We start from the raw sequence: 16,789 nt of genomic DNA on the forward strand, positions 1-16,789 counted from the left end.
GAACTTCCCCGAGAGAAATCTCACAGGGCACTTGAAGACGACAAGTTCGATAGGATGGATGTGTAAGCGCTGCGAGGCGTTCAGCTAACCATTACTAATCGCCCTGACGGCTTGAGAAAAATATCACTTAACTTATACGCTTTTCTCCTTTACTTTCTTTCTTCTTCTTATTATCTCTCTTCTCTATCTTAGTTTTTCGCTTTGGCTGTGCTGATTGCGACGGGGAAATACCGGATCCCATTCCGAACTCCGAAGTCAAGCCCGTCTGCGGCAATGGTACTGCACTCTTAAGTGTGGGAGAGTAGCTCTGTGCAGCCTTTTAATTCTAAAGCCCCTCGGTTTTTACCGAGGGGCTTTTTTTTGTTTGAATTTAAATTAATTACTTATAATTTGGGGTTCCGACCCGCTAATTGAAGTTATAAACCTGCCCTTAAAAGATTCTGTTATCAGAAAGCAAAAATTCTATATTTACTTTTTGTCCTTCTTCTAATTGTTCGCATTTACGAATTTTGGCAGGTAACGCTATAAAAAGAGGTCCCTCTTTTATAGGCATAATAGAACTTTTCCAGGATGTTTGATTTAAAGTAAACGATGCAGCTAGTAATGCGGGCCACCTATTTTTTACTAATGGGCGCAAGACTTCACTCATCTTCTTATTCAGCTCAACGTAAAACCAGCCGCCTTTTCCCGGGAATCTTTTAATTTTGCCTGTTACTTTATATTTCTTCATTGCATTCTACTATTTTGCTTTTAATAATAAAAAACACATTCACTAAAGTAAACTTTACACTACATTTATTATATTCAGTAGTGCTCTTCACTACAAACCGCCATTAATCCAAGCTTGTGCAAGTTCAGGTTTATCTTGTGTTTTACTTAAGTTTCTTGAAAATAGTCGAGATCAATTTTTTTAATTTTATAGACATCAACAACAGAGACTCCTGTGTTTGTTTCAATCATATATTCTGCGAGTTCTGTTCCGTTAATTAAGATAATTTTAATTGCATCGAGGCCTAAACGATCTTCTTTTATGATTCCATCAATTCCACCATCACCTGTGCTTTGAAATGCTTTGCCTGCTTCTTTTCTCGAGCCTCCATAACCCATGTTAATTAATAGATCGACTACGAGCTTTTCAAAGAAAAACGCTGAACAGTTCTCAATATTTGAAATTAAATCAGCAATTATCTCATTATTTAATGAACGATAAGCCGCTTCTAAAGCTTCCTGAGGTGTAGATAAATTCTCCTGCGATGCAACTATAATTGTCTCCTTTGCAAAGGTTTTGCTATTAGAAATTGAAGGGGATTTAAATTCTAAAAACTCATCATATCTTCTCAAATAATTCGGTGTAATTTCTGTTAAGTTCTCACTTAATAAAGCTTTTCCTTTTGAATTAATAAGGACAAATCCTCTTTCAGGATAATAAATAAGTCCTGCTTTTTTCAAATAAGTTTTTGCCCAACCGACACGATTGTCAAACACAGTTTGGGCGCCTGAAGGAAGGACTTCTCTTCTTTCTCTTTCATTTAAGTCAAAGTATTTTGCAATTTCATTTCCTAACTCAGAAACACGGTGTTTTTTTTCATCGGAAATTAATTTTAAAAATGGAAGCATTATTTGATGATATTTAGGTAACACCTTTATTTAATCCTTTCGGTAAATTTTAAACGAAAAAAATTATCTAAATTTTTTTCAGCAGTATTTTTTCAATGCCAGTTGCTTTATTATAAAAATAAAGATTTCAATTAATAAAACACAATCCATGGAGTTTTGCTAATAATATACATAGAGTAACATGAGAAATGGTAAAAATATAAGCATATTTATATGTTTTTATGTATTTTTAATAAAAATACATTTTTATTTATAAAAAATAAAATTTAATTTAACGTAAGTGGTATAATCTTCTAGAAAAAAATATCCCAAAAAATTGATATATTAAAAAATAAACTATAAAGTTTAGGCATATTTATTTTGCTATACACCGTGAGGAGGACTGTTGTTATGTTTCTGAGAAAACATGTACCAATTACCTTCGTTTTATGTTTGCTGCCGTTTGCCAGTATTGCCAAGACACCGTTTGGTATGGCTGGATGTGGTTTGGGATCACAAGTCATGGGAGCTGATGGAAATCAGGTTTTTGCATCTACGACAAATGGAACTTTAGCAAATCAGGTATTTGGGATAACATCTGGTACTTCAAATTGTCTTGCTCCTTCAAAGGCTGCTGCACTAAGCGCGCAAAAAAAATTTATATCAGATAATTATTCAACTTTATCTAAAGAAATGGCACAGGGCGATGGAGAAACTCTCCGCGCATTTTCCAGCACTTTTGGTTGTAAAAATGAGCTTTATCCACGTTTTGCTTCGCAAATGCAAAATTCATTTTCTAAAATTTTTATTGCACCGGGAGTTATGGCTGCGCTTGATGTTGTGCAGGAAGAAATTAAAGGGAATGAAGAATTGGTCTCAGGCTGTTCGTTGGTTATTTAATTTTACAATTCATAAGTTACGTGGGAGATCCCAATATGAAATATTTCAAATTAGTTCGTAACTCGTTCATTGGCTTAATTTTAATGACTGCACTGCCTTCCAATGTATATGCTGCTGTAGAGATCGGTAAAGATGGTAACTATAAAGATGTTGAGGCATGGGGCATGGGTGGCTGTGGTTTTGCTTCTTTATTTATAAAAGAAAAAGAAACGCTTCCACAAATTGGTGCGTCTTTAGTGAATGAAGTTATTTCAGGTTATACGCAATCCTCAGCAATAACTTCGGGTACTTCGAATTGTGTTGAATCTCGAAGCAAAACAGCATCAGTAGAACAAGAAGTTTTTATCACTGTAAACTTATCAAGCCTATCGAAAGAAGCTGCGCAAGGCACTGGTGAACATTTAATTGCATTGGCTAACGTTTTTGGTTGTCCAAATGAACAATTCTCTAAATTTAGTCAGATGAATTATAATAAAATTTATGAAACCAATGAGCCTAATACAGTATTGCAAAATTATTTGAGAGAAGTAAATTCTGATCAATTTATGGCAAAAAATTGTGTTAGAACGATTTACTGATGTATTGGAATAGTATTTTTTATCCTTTTCCAATTATAATTTTTTTTTTCTTAGGCAGTTTCATAGCTCCATCTTCGAAAGTTTATGCAGAATCAAATGCATATATTAGTGAAATTATAACACAAGCAGAAAACGAAAAACTATGGGAAAAGAGGGCATGGAAAAAATTATTATTTATTCCTGATAGATTTTTTAGTTCACAACCAAAAAGTTTAATGAGTGATAAAAATTTTTTTCTTTCACAAGAAGGGAAAATAAATCCAAAATTAGAACTCATTGAGACTCTTAAAGCTTTTGCTGTAGAAACCCCCAAAAAACCAGACGAAAATTATTTACATCCTCAATGCCGCTTCCCAGCAAGGTTTCATTGGTTAGTGGAGGAGCTTGAGATTAATCCGAATAAAATGCATTTTCAACCTTGTCCTGAGCTGCATAAATTCATCGATTATTTAGATTATGAGGGAGTTTCTCTTGTTTTTTCAAATTATGTAGCAGATGGTCCTGGCACTTTATTTGGCCATACTTTCTTACGCCTGCATAGAAATAAAGATTATAAAAATGAATCTGCAATTTTGGATGATGCGGCAAATTTTGCCGCACTCATTCCTGCAGAGAGGGATTGGTTATTTGCGATTAAAGGATTGGCGGGGGGATATCCTGGAAAATTTGCTGTTGTTCCCTACTATATAAAAATTCAAGAATACAATAATTTTGAAAGTCGCGATCTGTGGGAGTATAAATTAAATTTATCCAAAAAAGAAATACGTCTTTTAGAATTAATCCTATGGGAAGTAGGATGGACATATATTGACTATTATTATTTAGATGACAATTGTGCTTATGTAATTCTCGCAGTCTTAGAAGCTGCTAAACCAGAATTAAAATTAACAGAAAATATTAAAATATATGCTATACCCTCGGACACAGTTCGAGTCGTTAACAGAACGCCAAATTTAGTGGAACAAATTACTTATAGAGCTTCAGTTTTCTCAAGATATATAACAAGATTATCAGTTTTGAATGGCCAAGAAAGAAAAATATTGAAGGAAATTGTTGAGAATAATAATGTAAAGTTAACTCAATCCATATTTTCTGAGTGCCACAATCAATGTAAAACAAGAATTATTGATACTGCTCTTGAATATATCGATTATAAAGAAAAGCTCGTAGGTTCAAATGATGCGATTGAATATGGTGACTTGCGTAAACAATTATTGATTTCAAGGGCTCAGACGGGAGAAAAATCTGAGCCACTGGTGGACGCTCCGACATCAGCTCCTCCAAATCAGGGTCATGATTCAGCACTTATTTCAGTGGGCTATGGCTCAACCTTTTCTGGGACATGGTTTACTGATATAAGATGGAGGCCTGCATTGCATGATTTTGAATCTCAATCGAATGGATACAGTGATGCATTAGGAGTAGGATTTTTAGACACGATCTTGAGAGCGGATTATACAAATAAAAAAGTATATTTAAAAAATTTTCATTTATTAGAAATAACCTCACTTCCAGCACAAATTCCGAATATTAATTTCTTAACTTGGCACTTTGATTCAGGCTATGAATATGGATTTGGATTTGGCGATGCAGCGACTCAAGAACGTGGATATTTGCAATTAGGTTATGGTTTAGCATTGTATGAGTTGAATAACTCTTTAATTTTATATACTATTTTACATTGTGATTTAGGCTATTCTTCAAGTACTGCAGGCCATATAGGTCCGACTCTATCCATAGGGATGATACAAAATATTTCTAAGTATTTTAAATTCATAGCTAAATCTGAAATCGCTAAAAGATTCCATGCAGAAAAATCTATTGACTCAATTAAATACTCATTGAACCTTGCAGCATATGCAAATAAAAATTTAGAATTTCAAATGAATATAATAAATAATAATGCAATGCCTGAAGCTTCTTTTAATATCAGATATTATTTTTAGAATATTAATTCGCCCTTCTAATATAGAAAATTATTTTTTTAGCACTTTTTTGTGGTGTTCTGCTAGCATTGATGGTCACATCAAATAGTTTGCTTGCTCTAAATACAAATGCAATCTTTGCATCATGGTTTGCGCATGGAATAGGTGCATGCGTCATTTTAACAATCTTTCTATTTTCCTTTGTTATGCAATTTAAAAAAGATAAGACTCAAAAAGTTACAAAAAATATTAAATGGTGGCTTTATTTGGGTGGTGTGGTAGGGGCTTTCGTAGTTATTCTTTCTTCGCTTGTTATAAATAAGGGGCTTTCCCTCTCTGCAGCAATTTCACTTATCCTAGTGGGGCAAATTTTATTTGGCATGTTTTCAGACAGTATAGGCCTATTTGGAACAATAAAGAGAAAAATTCTGTTGAAAGATTTCATTGTTATTGTTCTTGTTTTAGCTGGGAGTTATTAAATTTTATTTTGGAAATAAAAATATATGAGTTTTCTATTTTTTTTGGCTGTTTTAAATGGCATGATAATAAACGTAAATAGACTTATAAACGGGCAATTAAGTACAAAAGTAGGAGCATTAAAAGCATCGTTTTGGAATCATATTGTTGGTTTTATTTTTTTGACAATTATTGTTTTCATATTAGGCGATTGGTTTTTAATAAATGAGAACATACCCAAATTTGCATATTTAGGTAGTGTCTTCGGAGCTTTTTTTGGAGCCATAAATAGTTATGTTATTCTTCGTATTGGCGCTATGAATACAACTATTTTAATTATATGTGGACAAATAATCACAGCTATACTTTTAGATATTCAACTTTCAGGAAAATACCCTTCATATATGCAAATCACTGGGATTATATTTATTTTATTTGCAGTTTATTTATCGAAAGTACAGCGATTCAGTATAAATTGGAATCATTTTAAAAAAGCGCAATAAGAAATGCGAAAGTATGCTCGAAATATTCCATAAAAATATTTAACGTTTATATTCATAGCAATCATATTCACCCATTTCAATAAAGCCTAATTTTTTATATATGCTTACTGCTTCTGGTGAAGACGCTGTGAGACCCATATATTTTGCCCCATGTTCTTTCGCAAAATTGAGAAGATATTTCATCATCTTTGAAGCATGCCCCTGATTTCTATAATTATCATGAGTAAGAACATCAAATATGCCACAGATTTCATCTTTAAAAAAGAGCGATGCAATACATGTTGAACAGCCATCCGCTTCATGGTAAAAAAAGCGATATGGCTTATTATCTTTGAAACCCAATTCATTGGCAATTTTTAAATAATACTTTCGCGCTTCTGGATCATAATTCTCGAGTACACTAATAAAAAACTTCATACTATTTTCATCGTTGATTTCTTTAATGATATTGGAATTTAAAATTTCATCGTATAATTCTTTTATATTGGCTGAATTAAATGAGTTATTTATTTGATTAAAGGCATATGTCATACCTGTTTCACTTGCTTCTTTGACAAAGCCTAAATTTTGTAAAATTTCATTTATTTGTTTAGGAGTCGAATTGGGGCCAATCCACAAGGCAAAAGGATTTGGTTTAAAATGATTTATCAATTTATTAAGAGAAGACTCGAGATGAACAGGATTGATGTTATTTAACCAAGCTATATTAAACATGGAACTTATATAAGGTGATTTTGTAATTTTAAAGCCTTCGTAGATTTCAACTGAGCAATCATTTAAGAATTGTGGTATGTAGAAAAATTTTTCTTTGACAGTATTTTCGCATAAATCAATTAGATTTTCCATTTTAAATCTCCTAAGTGATTTTGCTTAGAAGATTAATAGTAATTATAAATTAAATCAATTAATTTTTTAATAAAATAAAAATCGTAAGTGTGGACTAAAAAGGGAAGCGCAATACCAGCTGTCATAACAGGAAATGCAGCAAAAGCATTGCCTATAATCATTGAAAATAAAGTCATTCTACTGAAATAAATAGCAACTAATAAAAAGCGATTGTCTGGATCGACAATAAGTTTGGAATTTCTTAAATAGAGTTAACAGTTTGTGCAGCCGTAAAAATCCCTCCTAGCATTGCAAGCATCATGGGCAATATTGCAGCCCAGCCGATCGAGTCAAGCAAGCATCTCTTTTGCAAATACTTGCCATTGGAGAATTGACTTAATCCTGCAATGATTGACTTTGGTAAAGGACCATATCTATTTTGACTTGCTCCTTCTGTCATTGGGGTGATCAGGGGGCGGATTGTTTGAGCATGTCCACCTAACCCAATTAACCCCATAGCAGCGGATATTTCTCTTAGAAAAAAAGAGTTCAGCGGGTGGGGCAAGCTTAATGGTAAGGGAGCTTTCATTTAGAATAAAAAATCGCGCTGGCTTTACATTCAAAGAAATCCCCTTTCTTGTAAGCTTTTTTGTTAAAAAAATGCGTCTGCTGATGGACGAGTTAATATTATAGGTTCACCATCAGTAACAACGATCGTATGTTCAAATTGAGCCGCTTTATGTTGTTTTTTTATAAACAATGTCCAGCCATCTTTACTTTCTTCAGCATAAATTTCACCAGTTGAGAGAAAGGGTTCTACCGTTATGACCATTCCTTTTTTTAATATTCTTTTTTCTTTTGGATCGAAGGTCGATGATATATATTTTGGTTCTTCATGCAATGCTTTCCCAACACCATGACTACCTAAATTTTCAATAATCGAATATTTATATTTGCGGGCAATTTTTTCCACTGATTTTCCTATGGCGGATAACTTTTCTCCACTTTTAGTCGCATTTATTCCTGCATACATTGCTTCCACTGTTGCGCTGCACAGTCTTTCATTTTGAGGAGTTTTTATACCAACACTAAAAGACCCGCCTGTATCGGCAAAAAATCCATTTAATTCAGCAGAAACATCGATGTTAATTAAATCTCCAGCCATTATTTTCTTTTGCGATGGGATACCATGTGCAATTTCATGGTTTAATGAAATGCATGTGTAGCCTGGGAAATTGTATGTTAATTTAGGTGCTGAGACGGCACCAAATTTTTTAAGAAATGTTCCGCCCATTTCGTCAAGTTCTTGTGTGGTCATTCCTACTTCAACACTTTTCATCATAAAAACAAGTGTATCAGCTACTATTGTTCCGATTTTTTGTAATTTTTTTAATTCATCGTCATTTTGTAATATCATTCAATTTTCCAATATCAATAATATCTAAAAAAAAGTTCCAATTTTTCGTCTGATCGACGGAAAGTGAAATTTTCAAATTCAAAACATAAGGAATACTCTATGCTTTATAGAATCGCAAGATGACAAAATGAAAATCTTCTTAGAAGTATAAATATCCATATGAATAAAGCGTAAATTTTAAATTATCATAAATCACTTACTAATATTAAAATTATCTTTTGCTTAAATCCTGTCATTTATGTACTTAATATAAAATTAAATTAAGTACATATTCATATTTTTTAACATGTATAAATTTTTATTTAGTACTAAATTGAAATTATATTGTTTATTTTCGGGGTTTTTTATAATTATATTCGAATAATTTTAGTAATGATATAAAGTAAAATTTTATTTTTCAAGTGTTCAATTATTTACAGTGTTAAAAGAAAATAATCCTATAAATAAGTGAATTATTTTATTTAATATGAATGGGTAATTGCACTCGGTTTCACTAATGAAACGTATTCATATTGATAAATTTTTACTATAAGTTAATTAATTAACAGCGACTCCAGCCACAGTCGGCACAAGTCATACAGCCTGCTTGGTAAATAATATTTGATTTTTGGCAATTTGGACAAATTTCTCCAGTGAATTTTGTACCATCTTTAATATATTTTTTAAGGACTCGATTGATAGCACTCGCAAAATGTGTGACACTGCCTTCGGTTTTTTCGAGTTGTTGGACAATGTATTTAATATCAACTCCGTGCCTTAAATTTAAGGACACAAGGCGTGTGATGGCACTCTCAGAAGGTTTGTTTTGTAAAAGGTTTTTTAGATTTATCTCTTTTATGTTTTTAAATTTTAGAAAATATTTCTTATTTTTTCGTTTGATAATTTCTGAATTTATAAAGTTTTCTGGTAAAGAATTTGCATCGCAGTATCCACAAAATACTTCGTACGGATCATTTTCAAGTAAACCAATTAGAATAAGCCAGTTTTTCTTATTTAATTTAAAATTATGAATATCACATGATAAAACATTGGGACGTTTTACAGCAATTATTTTTTTTAATTTTTTCGAAATATTTTCACCATTGTCAGTAGGTAAGTTTTTTAATACCCCTTCTCTACTTTTGTCACGATAAACAGTAACTGATTTTAAGCCATATTGCCATGCAGTTAAGTATATTTTCCAAATGTCTTCTTTCCGTGCATTTTCTGGTAAATTATAAGTCACAGAAATGCCACTGTCGATATATTTATACAAAGTTGCGATTAATTTTAATTTATCAAGTGGATCTATATTTTTTTCAGGTTTTTTATTCCAAGCTGCAAAAATCCATTCATTTTCTTCAACTAATTTTTCGGCATTTTGTTTTGTTAAAGATATTTTCTTTCTATTTAGTTCATTAATAACACAGTTATCAAAAATTAAATGCGACTTGTACTCCCCTGTTAGTGTCCTTTCTCTCCGCTCTAGATAAGGTGCAAATGCAGGTTCACAACCGCTTCCTCCCACTCCGACCAGCATCGATAAAGTACCAGTCGGTGCTACAGTTAAGCAGCAAACATGGCGCATTTCTGTAAAGTCTTCAAGTTCTAAAGATGTGAGTTGGCATAGTCTTTTTATAAATGGACTTTTGATAAACCACTCTTTCTTAAATTCTTTAAAGCTTCCTCTTTCTTTACCCAATTGTATGGAAGTGCGATAAGCAGTTTCTGTGAAAACCTTCATTATTTTTTCTGTTACTGAAATACTTTTTTCAGATCCATACCTTAATTTTGATTTTATGAACCAATCATACAGTCCAGTAAATCCGAGACCAATGCGAGTCATTTCTTTTAATTTTTCTCGTTGAGTGGGATGTGGTGACCGATTTTCTTGATACTCAGCAATAATAACATTGTCTAAAAATCGTACACCAAATTCCACTCTTTCTTTTAGCCATTCTTGCCAATTTTCATTGAGCAAGGGCATATTATAAAAGTTAATAGAAGCAAGTACGCAGGTATTGAATGGATCTAATTTCTGTTCAGAACAGCCATTGGTTGAAACAATATGGTATTTTTTATCAGGATGATAATTGCTATTTGAATATTTTTCGCTCTGATCCCAAAACTCAATTCCAGGCTCGCCCGTTTTCCATGCTTGAAATGCTATTTTATGGAAAAGTATTTGGGCATTTATTTCACGCTGGACGCTTAAATTTGGCCCAGGTGAGTTGTCGTCAAATAATTTAGAACCAATATATATTTTATTTTCTTTTCTTTCCCAATTCATTAATATATTTTTATTTTCGATGACTGCATTTATAAATTCAGTATCTACTTTAACTGAAACATTTTGTGAAGTTAATTTTGTGATATCAGACTTACAAGTAATAAATTCTTCTGCATCCGGGTGATAGATCCATATGTCTGGTTTCGTAGCTCCTCTTCGATTTTCAGCACCAATAACTTGCATAGCTGCATCAAATATAGAAAGAAAACTCACAGCACCTGTGCTGGCTTTTGCGCAGTTTTGTGTGATTGCCCCACGGGGTCTGAGTCCTGAAATATCGATTCCATTTCCTTGACCATAGGAGGCAATGCGACTCCAATGAGTCAGTGATTGAGCAAAAATTTCTTCAATAGAATCTTTTACAGGTGCTTGAGTTGTGCAATTCACGTATGAAATTTTATGTGTTTTATTTCCGGCAGCACGCCAAATCCCGCCGGCAGGGCTAAAGTCTTTTGCTTGAATATATTGAATCGTTTTTTCCTGCATTTCGTCAAATGCACTGTTGTCGTATTTGTTGACTTCATAAGCAACACGTTGAATAGCCTCCGTAAATTTTTCTTTCCTTTTTTCTTTTGTCAAAGTGTCTACTATTTCAAAGCAGTACTTATTTTCAATTATGTTTTTATATAATTCAGAGGTAAATTGATATTCATTCAATATTTTTGAAAGCATTCTATTTGCTCTCCCTGAAGTTTTAATTCAATAATGATAAGTTGTTATATATTATATTAAAATCTTTTATCTTAAAAAAGAAATATACATGATATAGATTATTAAGTAAAGTCAACTTAAGCTAAGCAAATATTTAAAAGTCCTATTGCTTGGTTGTCTTGTTTTACTTCATTTGCTTTTAAATAATTATTTTCTGAGTCCTTAGGGTACGTATATTTTTTTGTTTTAATATCCATACAGACGACATAAAATTCTTTTAATTCATTAGCAAAAGTATTTTTTGATAAAAACATGATAATTGTGTATATGACAAATATTTTAATTTTTTTCCTCTAAAATAATAATACATAGCTGAAAAATTATTTTATTAACTTTTTTATTTTATTTAAAAACATTTATTAGTGCAAATGTTTAATTTGATTGCTTTTTGAGGAATAAATTCAATATTATAAAACTGAAGTAGGTTTGCCATTCTCATTGAGTGCAACCATTGAAAAAACACCGCTCACAGCAAGATCTCTTTGATTTGTATACATTTGTTCGATAAAAATCTGCACTTGAATTTTTAAACTTTTATTGCCTACAAAAATAACTTTACCATGTATATCAGCAAAGGTTCCTGCAGGAATTGGTTTTTGGAAATCCGTTTTGTCTAACGAGACTGTGACAATTTTTTTTCTGCAAAAGCGGGTTGCAGTAATAAAGGCAATTTCATCCATCCAATTGAGAGCTGTGCCACCAAACAAAGTATTATAATGATTTGTAGTGTCTGGAAAAACGCATTTGATCATTCTTGTTTCAGAAACGCGTATGAGTTCTTGAATTTTATCATTATCGGTCATTTTTTCTCCTTTTTAGAGTTGCTCTAAAAAAAATTTTTCATTTTTTGCAAGATAGAAATCGGAGAAATGTCTTTAAGACATTTTAAATTTTTAAAGTGACAGTCAGATTGGCCATGGCGGGTGCATGGGCTACAAGCAATATTTTCGTATTCTAAAGTTATATTTCTAAAAATCGGAACAAAACCAAAACTTGGGGATGTCGCTCCAAAAATGACTGATGCTGGTTTTTTATAAATATCAGCTGCATGTCCAGCAAATGAGTCATTCGAAATAATATAATTTGCATGTGAGATGAGATCGAGTGTTTCACCTAAGCTTGTTTTGTTTACTAAATTTAACACTCTTTTATTTTTGGGATATGCTAAGTATTCACCTAAGAATTCTTCACTTTTACTGCCGCATATTATAATGTTATTATTGGAATTAATAAGAATGAGTTGAATTAATTCTCTAAAGTTTTCTTTAGGCCACATTTTAATAAAGCCGCTCGCGCCAGGAAAAATACAAATATAATTTTTTAAAGGTAAGTGGTAATCTTTATTAAAACTCAGTAAAGAGTAATCATCATAATTAGGTTGTTTTATATTTACTTTATCATATTTTAAAATTTGATCGACTAAATTATCTTGTAAATCATGAATTCTTACTATTTCTTTTATTTTATCTCTTCTTTTTTGCCCAAATGAAAAATATGCAAGCATGATAAGAAACAGTCTGAATAACGTTCTTTTATTAACAAATAGAGAGTTCTCGAAAAATAGATGTAACTCTTTTTTGAGAAGTTTTTTTGCTCTTTTACTACGTCTAGTTCTTTGTAAATCAATTATTATTCTATCTTTATATGTTTTAAGAGAATTTATTTTTTGACAAAAATGTTCTTTAATTAAAATTTTAGAATCATAATAGCATTTAATATCGTTGTCTTTATCAATACAAATGTATGCTTTTAAGTCGTGCATACGCCGTGCGATCTCTTCGGTTGCAAACGATGTGACCAGAATTGGAAAATATCCATTTGCTTTTAGTTTCGTAATGACTCGGGAGGTGATGATAACATCACCGATAGCTGTCATTCTAGTGATATAAACTACTCTCTCAAATTTTATTGTTTCAATATTTGTCAATATGCTCATTTCAATTTCATTTTTTCATTGCACTAAAAATAAAAAGGGCGGACCAAATTCCGATAGAAATAATATAGAGAATTCCCCCTAGTGCTGCAATAGCCGTAACAGGTGAGATAGTTCCATTTGTATTGGGATTAAAAGCTTGCAGCACAATCCCAAGACCAAAAATTGGGATACTGATTGTATTGATAATTATAAATAAATTTGCATATTTTTGTGAAAAATATGTCTTTAAATGGCTGAGGGTAAGGCCTATCAGCACAGTTGTTATTCCCATTAAATTCATATGAGCATGCGCTGATCGTAATAGCGTTCTTTGCCACCCAATCAACCAAGCGGGATCTGCATTGGTTGCGCTCATTATTTCTATGCGTGAACCAAGTATGCTACCAAAAACACTCCAGGCAAAAATCCAAAAAAATCCGAGACCAATTAATAGTAATTTCGTCCTTTGCAAAGTAAAACCTCGTTTATGCATGTTGTGAGATTGTGTGGCATCTCAAAATCTAAAACCGACAAAATAATTTACTTTGTCTATAATGACTTTACATCTACGTCGACAGAAGTTTAAACCTCTATTACGATCATTTTGTAGCAAAATGATCAAAACTAAAAACGTATTGTAACTGGTAGAAATCAATGCACCTTCGACTTGAAAACTTTGATGGCCCTCTCGATCTTCTCCTGCATCTTATAAAAGCTCAGGAACTTAACATATTTAATATTCCTATAGCTATTATAACAGAGCAATATCTTAGTTTTCTTAAGCAAGTGCCAGAATTAGATTTTCATTCTGCAGGTGAGTATCTTGCAATGGCTGCTCAACTAATTGAAATAAAAGCGCATTTGCTATTGCCTGTGTTACAAAAGAGCACTGAAAATCTTGAAAGCTTAGAGCAAATTTCTGAAGAAGATCCGCGTCGTTTGCTTGTAGAACAGTTGCTTGAGTTTGAAGCTTTAAAAAAAGCTTCGGAAATTTTGGAATCTATGGGCACGGTTGCCGGCAATATATATCCAACAGCAGAATACAAGCGGCGTGAAGATGAGTTTTCTAACTTTGAGCATCCTATAAAAGGCAATCCTTTCGATCTTATTATTTCGTTAGAGCGCGTGCTCTTAAAGTTTTCAAATACATCTCGCCCCAAAGTTATTGTTAAAGCACAAAAAATTACTATACAGCAAAAAATGGAAATTGTTAAAAAGCGTTTAGAAGAAGTTCAAATTATTTTACTTCAAGATTTTCTTATGGAATGCATTTCTCGCTATGAGCTTATCGTAGTTATTATGGCTGTGCTTGAATTGTGTAAGGCAAACCAAGTGAATATTAGGCAAGACAATTTATTTTCTCCAATTGAATTAACTAAAGGCGAGAAATTTTATGATGAAAGTATTATTCTTCAAGATATTGAAGCAACTTTGTAATATGAGTTCTAAAGGCTACGCTTAAAGGATATTCATCATCATTTAAACGCATTTCTAACCTAGCTTTGACTATATTTTCTTTAGAAATTGATATATTTAACGAGTGTATTTCTTCATCGATCATTTCTCGGAATTTAATATGACTTGTATTTAGCTCAATCATTTTTTGTTCTAATTTTTTTATTTCAGAAATATTTTCATTTAGTTTTGATAATTGAATGCTTAATCTATTTGTATAAGAAGAATTCTCTTGTTCTTTGTTAAGGTTTTCTTCTGATTTCTCTATATTTTTATTATTTTTTAAAATAAGTTTTATAAGTCTTAATATAAAATGTGTTTTGTTATATATTTCCCTTATTGAGCTTGCGAAAATATCTTCTTTTATTGAGATGAGTGAGCTAATTATTTTATTATCTTTCATATTTGTAATATAGCTAAATGAATAAAGAGAGCATTCTATAAAAGATATGATTTGATAAAAGGATTTGCGAATTGATTCTTCTTCCCAGAAATTGAGAGGAGCATTTAATTCTTCTTTTTTGCTGTTTTTTTGTTTCTCTAATCGATTGAGAAATTGATTCATTATTTCTTCGTATGGTAAGATCTCAGCTTGTAATTTTTTCTTATTTTCGAGTAGAGAAAATGCCCTTGAAATCTTTAAGGGTAGGCTTGGTTTGTCTGAAATTCTATTTAGATTTATCTTTGTTTTTTCTATAAGATTCTTTTTGATCTTATCAATGATTTCATTTGCTTCATAATACAGATTCGTAAGCATCGATATGGCTAAAAATTGACGTGCGACAGGAGTGCCTTGGTAAAAATCAAATTGTTCTATTAAGTTATCTATTTGATTATACTGGATATTGTTTGTAATTAATTCATTTGCATGGATAAAATCTATAAACTGGGACTCACCATTTTCAATCAAGCCATACGAAGCTTTCACAATAAATTTTATGCACTCTAGATAGGGAAGAGTCGTTATTTCCTGATTTATTAAGATAAATGAATTTTCATTGTTGACCACAAGCAAAGTTCCCGATATAAAGCCCCTCTGCATGTTTTTTTTTGCAGGGCTGTGTGAATGAAAATGCGTTTCGCTTCATTCTACATCCAATGCGGGGTTGTGTCACTCCTTCTGCAGGAACTCCACACCTATTGGAGAAGTGGCACGAGTGATTTTTATTTCTCTATGATATCAGTATTTTGCGTTGGGATAACGCCCGATTTGCTGAAAGCTACGAGGAAAAGAGGAACGCTCGCAAGCGAATTTGTAATTAATTGAATTTACAGGGTAAATTCATTATTTTTTGTTAAGTGGAGTTCTTTATATGAAAACTTATTCTGCCAAAGCTTCTGAAATTCAGAAGAAATGGTTCATTGTCGATGCTGAAGGTAAAACTCTTGGGCGTCTTGCAACACAAATTGCTTATATTTTACGTGGTAAGCACAAACCAACATTCACTCCGCACATGGATATGGGCGACAATGTTGTTGTTATTAATGCCGCTAAAGTTAAGCTTTCTGCAAACAAAGAGCTTACCAAGCTTTATCATCGCCACACAGGTTTCTTTGGTGGGTTGAAAACCCAAACTGCTGCTGAAATCCGTGCAACTCAACCTGAGCGTTTGTTAGAACTTGCAGTTAAAGGTATGCTTCCCCACAATCGTTTGGGTGATGAATGCTATCGCCATCTAAAAGTTTATGCTGGTACTGAGCATCCACATGTTTCACAAAAACCAGAAGCTTTACCTGAGCGTACAATTAAAAACTAACAAACGATTAAATGAGGTAGCCCTAAAATGGCAGTTAAATATATTTCTGGCGTAGGCAAACGTAAAACTTCTATAGCCCGCGTTTATTTGGTTAAAGATGGCAAAGGTGCTATCACAATTAACCACCGTAGTCTTGAAGATTATTTTAAGCGTCCAACTTCTCGTATGGTTGTTGAACAAGCTTTAAACTTAACGCAAACTCTTGGTAAGGTTGACATCCGCGTAACTGTCGTTGGCGGAGGGCTTTCTGGTCAAGCTGGTGCAATTCGTCACGGTATTACCAATGCTCTGTTAAACTTAAACCCAGAATTCCGTTCTGTGCTTAAGTCTTCTGGGCTTATCACTCGTGATGCGCGTATCAAAGAACGTAAAATGTATGGTTTACGTTCCGCTCGTGCTCGCTTCCAATTCTCCAAGCGTTAAAAAGAACCGATTTTTCGGCTTCAAAAAAGAGTGCAAGTTATTCACTTGCACTCTTTTTT

Annotated in this window: 17 protein-coding genes, 2 rRNA genes and 2 pseudogenes (1 of these 21 only partly in view); 10 read left to right on the forward strand and 11 right to left on the reverse strand. The window is 32.5% G+C overall.

Annotation, left to right across the window (positions count from 1 at the left end; translation table 11 throughout):
- Both EZS29_RS02095 and rrf read left to right on the forward strand, forming a co-directional pair.
- Window positions 1-119 (forward strand): 23S ribosomal RNA (locus EZS29_RS02095); it begins 2,776 nt to the left of the window's first position.
- 84 nt (window positions 120-203) lie between these two features.
- A 5S ribosomal RNA gene (gene rrf, locus EZS29_RS02100) occupies window positions 204-318 on the forward strand.
- Window positions 319-430: 112 nt separating this feature from the next.
- Here the strand turns inward: rrf and EZS29_RS02105 are convergent.
- Both EZS29_RS02105 and EZS29_RS02110 read right to left on the reverse strand, forming a co-directional pair.
- Entirely contained in the window at window positions 431-730 is a 300-nt protein-coding gene (locus tag EZS29_RS02105; RefSeq protein ID WP_130606051.1) for a DUF1905 domain-containing protein, read from the reverse strand.
- Between the two features lie 146 nt (window positions 731-876).
- On the reverse strand, window positions 877-1,641 hold the full coding sequence (locus EZS29_RS02110) for a restriction endonuclease (RefSeq protein ID WP_216678702.1): 765 nt from the start codon (window positions 1,639-1,641) through the stop codon (window positions 877-879).
- A gap of 366 nt (window positions 1,642-2,007) precedes the next feature.
- Between EZS29_RS02110 and EZS29_RS02115 the strand changes: the two genes are divergently transcribed.
- From EZS29_RS02115 to EZS29_RS02135, 5 genes are read left to right on the forward strand one after another with little or no spacing between them, the layout of a single operon-like run.
- On the forward strand, window positions 2,008-2,496 hold the full coding sequence (locus EZS29_RS02115) for a DUF3015 family protein (RefSeq protein WP_130606053.1): 489 nt from the start codon (window positions 2,008-2,010) through the stop codon (window positions 2,494-2,496).
- 35 nt (window positions 2,497-2,531) lie between these two features.
- Entirely contained in the window at window positions 2,532-3,074 is a 543-nt protein-coding gene (locus EZS29_RS02120) for a DUF3015 family protein (protein ID WP_130606055.1), read from the forward strand.
- Window positions 3,074-5,020 carry an Lnb N-terminal periplasmic domain-containing protein gene (locus tag EZS29_RS02125; protein ID WP_130606057.1) on the forward strand — a complete coding sequence of 649 codons (1,947 nt, stop codon included), beginning with the start codon at window positions 3,074-3,076 and terminating at the stop codon, window positions 5,018-5,020. The genes EZS29_RS02120 and EZS29_RS02125 overlap by 1 nt, the downstream gene beginning before the upstream one ends.
- A gap of 32 nt (window positions 5,021-5,052) precedes the next feature.
- On the forward strand, window positions 5,053-5,478 hold the full coding sequence (locus tag EZS29_RS02130; protein ID WP_281276327.1) for a DMT family transporter: 426 nt from the start codon (window positions 5,053-5,055) through the stop codon (window positions 5,476-5,478).
- 24 nt (window positions 5,479-5,502) lie between these two features.
- Window positions 5,503-5,958 (forward strand): DMT family transporter, encoded by a 456-nt coding sequence (locus tag EZS29_RS02135; RefSeq protein ID WP_130606061.1) that lies wholly within the window; start codon window positions 5,503-5,505, stop codon window positions 5,956-5,958.
- 39 nt (window positions 5,959-5,997) lie between these two features.
- Here EZS29_RS02135 and EZS29_RS02140 read toward each other — a convergent pair whose 3' ends face one another.
- The 8 genes and pseudogenes from EZS29_RS02140 to EZS29_RS02170 form a co-directional block, all read right to left on the reverse strand.
- Complete coding sequence (locus EZS29_RS02140) at window positions 5,998-6,804, reverse strand: GNAT family N-acetyltransferase (RefSeq protein WP_130606063.1); 807 nt, start codon at window positions 6,802-6,804, stop codon at window positions 5,998-6,000.
- A gap of 92 nt (window positions 6,805-6,896) precedes the next feature.
- A pseudogene (locus EZS29_RS16285) lies at window positions 6,897-7,153 on the reverse strand (5-oxoproline transporter, DUF979 family subunit); the annotation flags it as partial.
- 39 nt (window positions 7,154-7,192) lie between these two features.
- A pseudogene (locus EZS29_RS16290) lies at window positions 7,193-7,321 on the reverse strand (5-oxoproline transporter, DUF969 family subunit); the annotation flags it as partial.
- A 114-nt stretch (window positions 7,322-7,435) separates the two neighbouring features.
- Complete coding sequence (gene map, locus EZS29_RS02150) at window positions 7,436-8,200, reverse strand: type I methionyl aminopeptidase (RefSeq protein WP_130606065.1); 765 nt, start codon at window positions 8,198-8,200, stop codon at window positions 7,436-7,438.
- A gap of 541 nt (window positions 8,201-8,741) precedes the next feature.
- Complete coding sequence (locus EZS29_RS02155) at window positions 8,742-11,141, reverse strand: TSCPD domain-containing protein (RefSeq protein ID WP_130606067.1); 2,400 nt, start codon at window positions 11,139-11,141, stop codon at window positions 8,742-8,744.
- Between the two features lie 446 nt (window positions 11,142-11,587).
- Window positions 11,588-11,983 (reverse strand): acyl-CoA thioesterase, encoded by a 396-nt coding sequence (locus tag EZS29_RS02160; RefSeq protein ID WP_130606069.1) that lies wholly within the window; start codon window positions 11,981-11,983, stop codon window positions 11,588-11,590.
- 23 nt (window positions 11,984-12,006) lie between these two features.
- Entirely contained in the window at window positions 12,007-13,116 is a 1,110-nt protein-coding gene (locus EZS29_RS02165; protein WP_130606071.1) for a glycosyltransferase family 9 protein, read from the reverse strand.
- A gap of 7 nt (window positions 13,117-13,123) precedes the next feature.
- Window positions 13,124-13,567: a hypothetical protein gene (locus EZS29_RS02170; RefSeq protein WP_130606073.1), complete on the reverse strand. Its 444-nt coding sequence runs from the start codon at window positions 13,565-13,567 to the stop codon at window positions 13,124-13,126.
- Window positions 13,568-13,749: 182 nt separating this feature from the next.
- Between EZS29_RS02170 and EZS29_RS02175 the strand changes: the two genes are divergently transcribed.
- The gene (locus tag EZS29_RS02175) at window positions 13,750-14,532 is read left to right on the forward strand and encodes a segregation and condensation protein A (protein WP_130606075.1); all 783 of its coding nucleotides are present in this window, start codon (window positions 13,750-13,752) and stop codon (window positions 14,530-14,532) included.
- Here the strand turns inward: EZS29_RS02175 and EZS29_RS02180 are convergent.
- Complete coding sequence (locus tag EZS29_RS02180) at window positions 14,501-15,559, reverse strand: PolC-type DNA polymerase III family protein (RefSeq protein ID WP_130606077.1); 1,059 nt, start codon at window positions 15,557-15,559, stop codon at window positions 14,501-14,503. The two genes, EZS29_RS02175 and EZS29_RS02180, sit on opposite strands and share 32 nt — an antisense overlap.
- Window positions 15,560-15,863: 304 nt before the next feature.
- On the opposite strand from EZS29_RS02180, the gene rplM reads away from it, so the two are divergent.
- Both rplM and rpsI read left to right on the forward strand, forming a co-directional pair.
- Window positions 15,864-16,307, forward strand: coding sequence for a 50S ribosomal protein L13 (gene rplM, locus EZS29_RS02185; protein ID WP_130606079.1), 444 nt, complete (start codon window positions 15,864-15,866; stop codon window positions 16,305-16,307).
- Window positions 16,308-16,334: 27 nt separating this feature from the next.
- Window positions 16,335-16,730, forward strand: coding sequence for a 30S ribosomal protein S9 (gene rpsI, locus EZS29_RS02190; RefSeq protein WP_130606081.1), 396 nt, complete (start codon window positions 16,335-16,337; stop codon window positions 16,728-16,730).
- The last annotated feature ends 59 nt before the right edge of the window (window positions 16,731-16,789 follow it).

Origin of the sequence: Fluviispira sanaruensis (assembly GCF_004295685.1) — a bacterium.
In the GTDB taxonomy this organism is placed as follows: Bacteria; Bdellovibrionota_B; Oligoflexia; order Silvanigrellales; family Silvanigrellaceae; genus Silvanigrella; species Silvanigrella sanaruensis.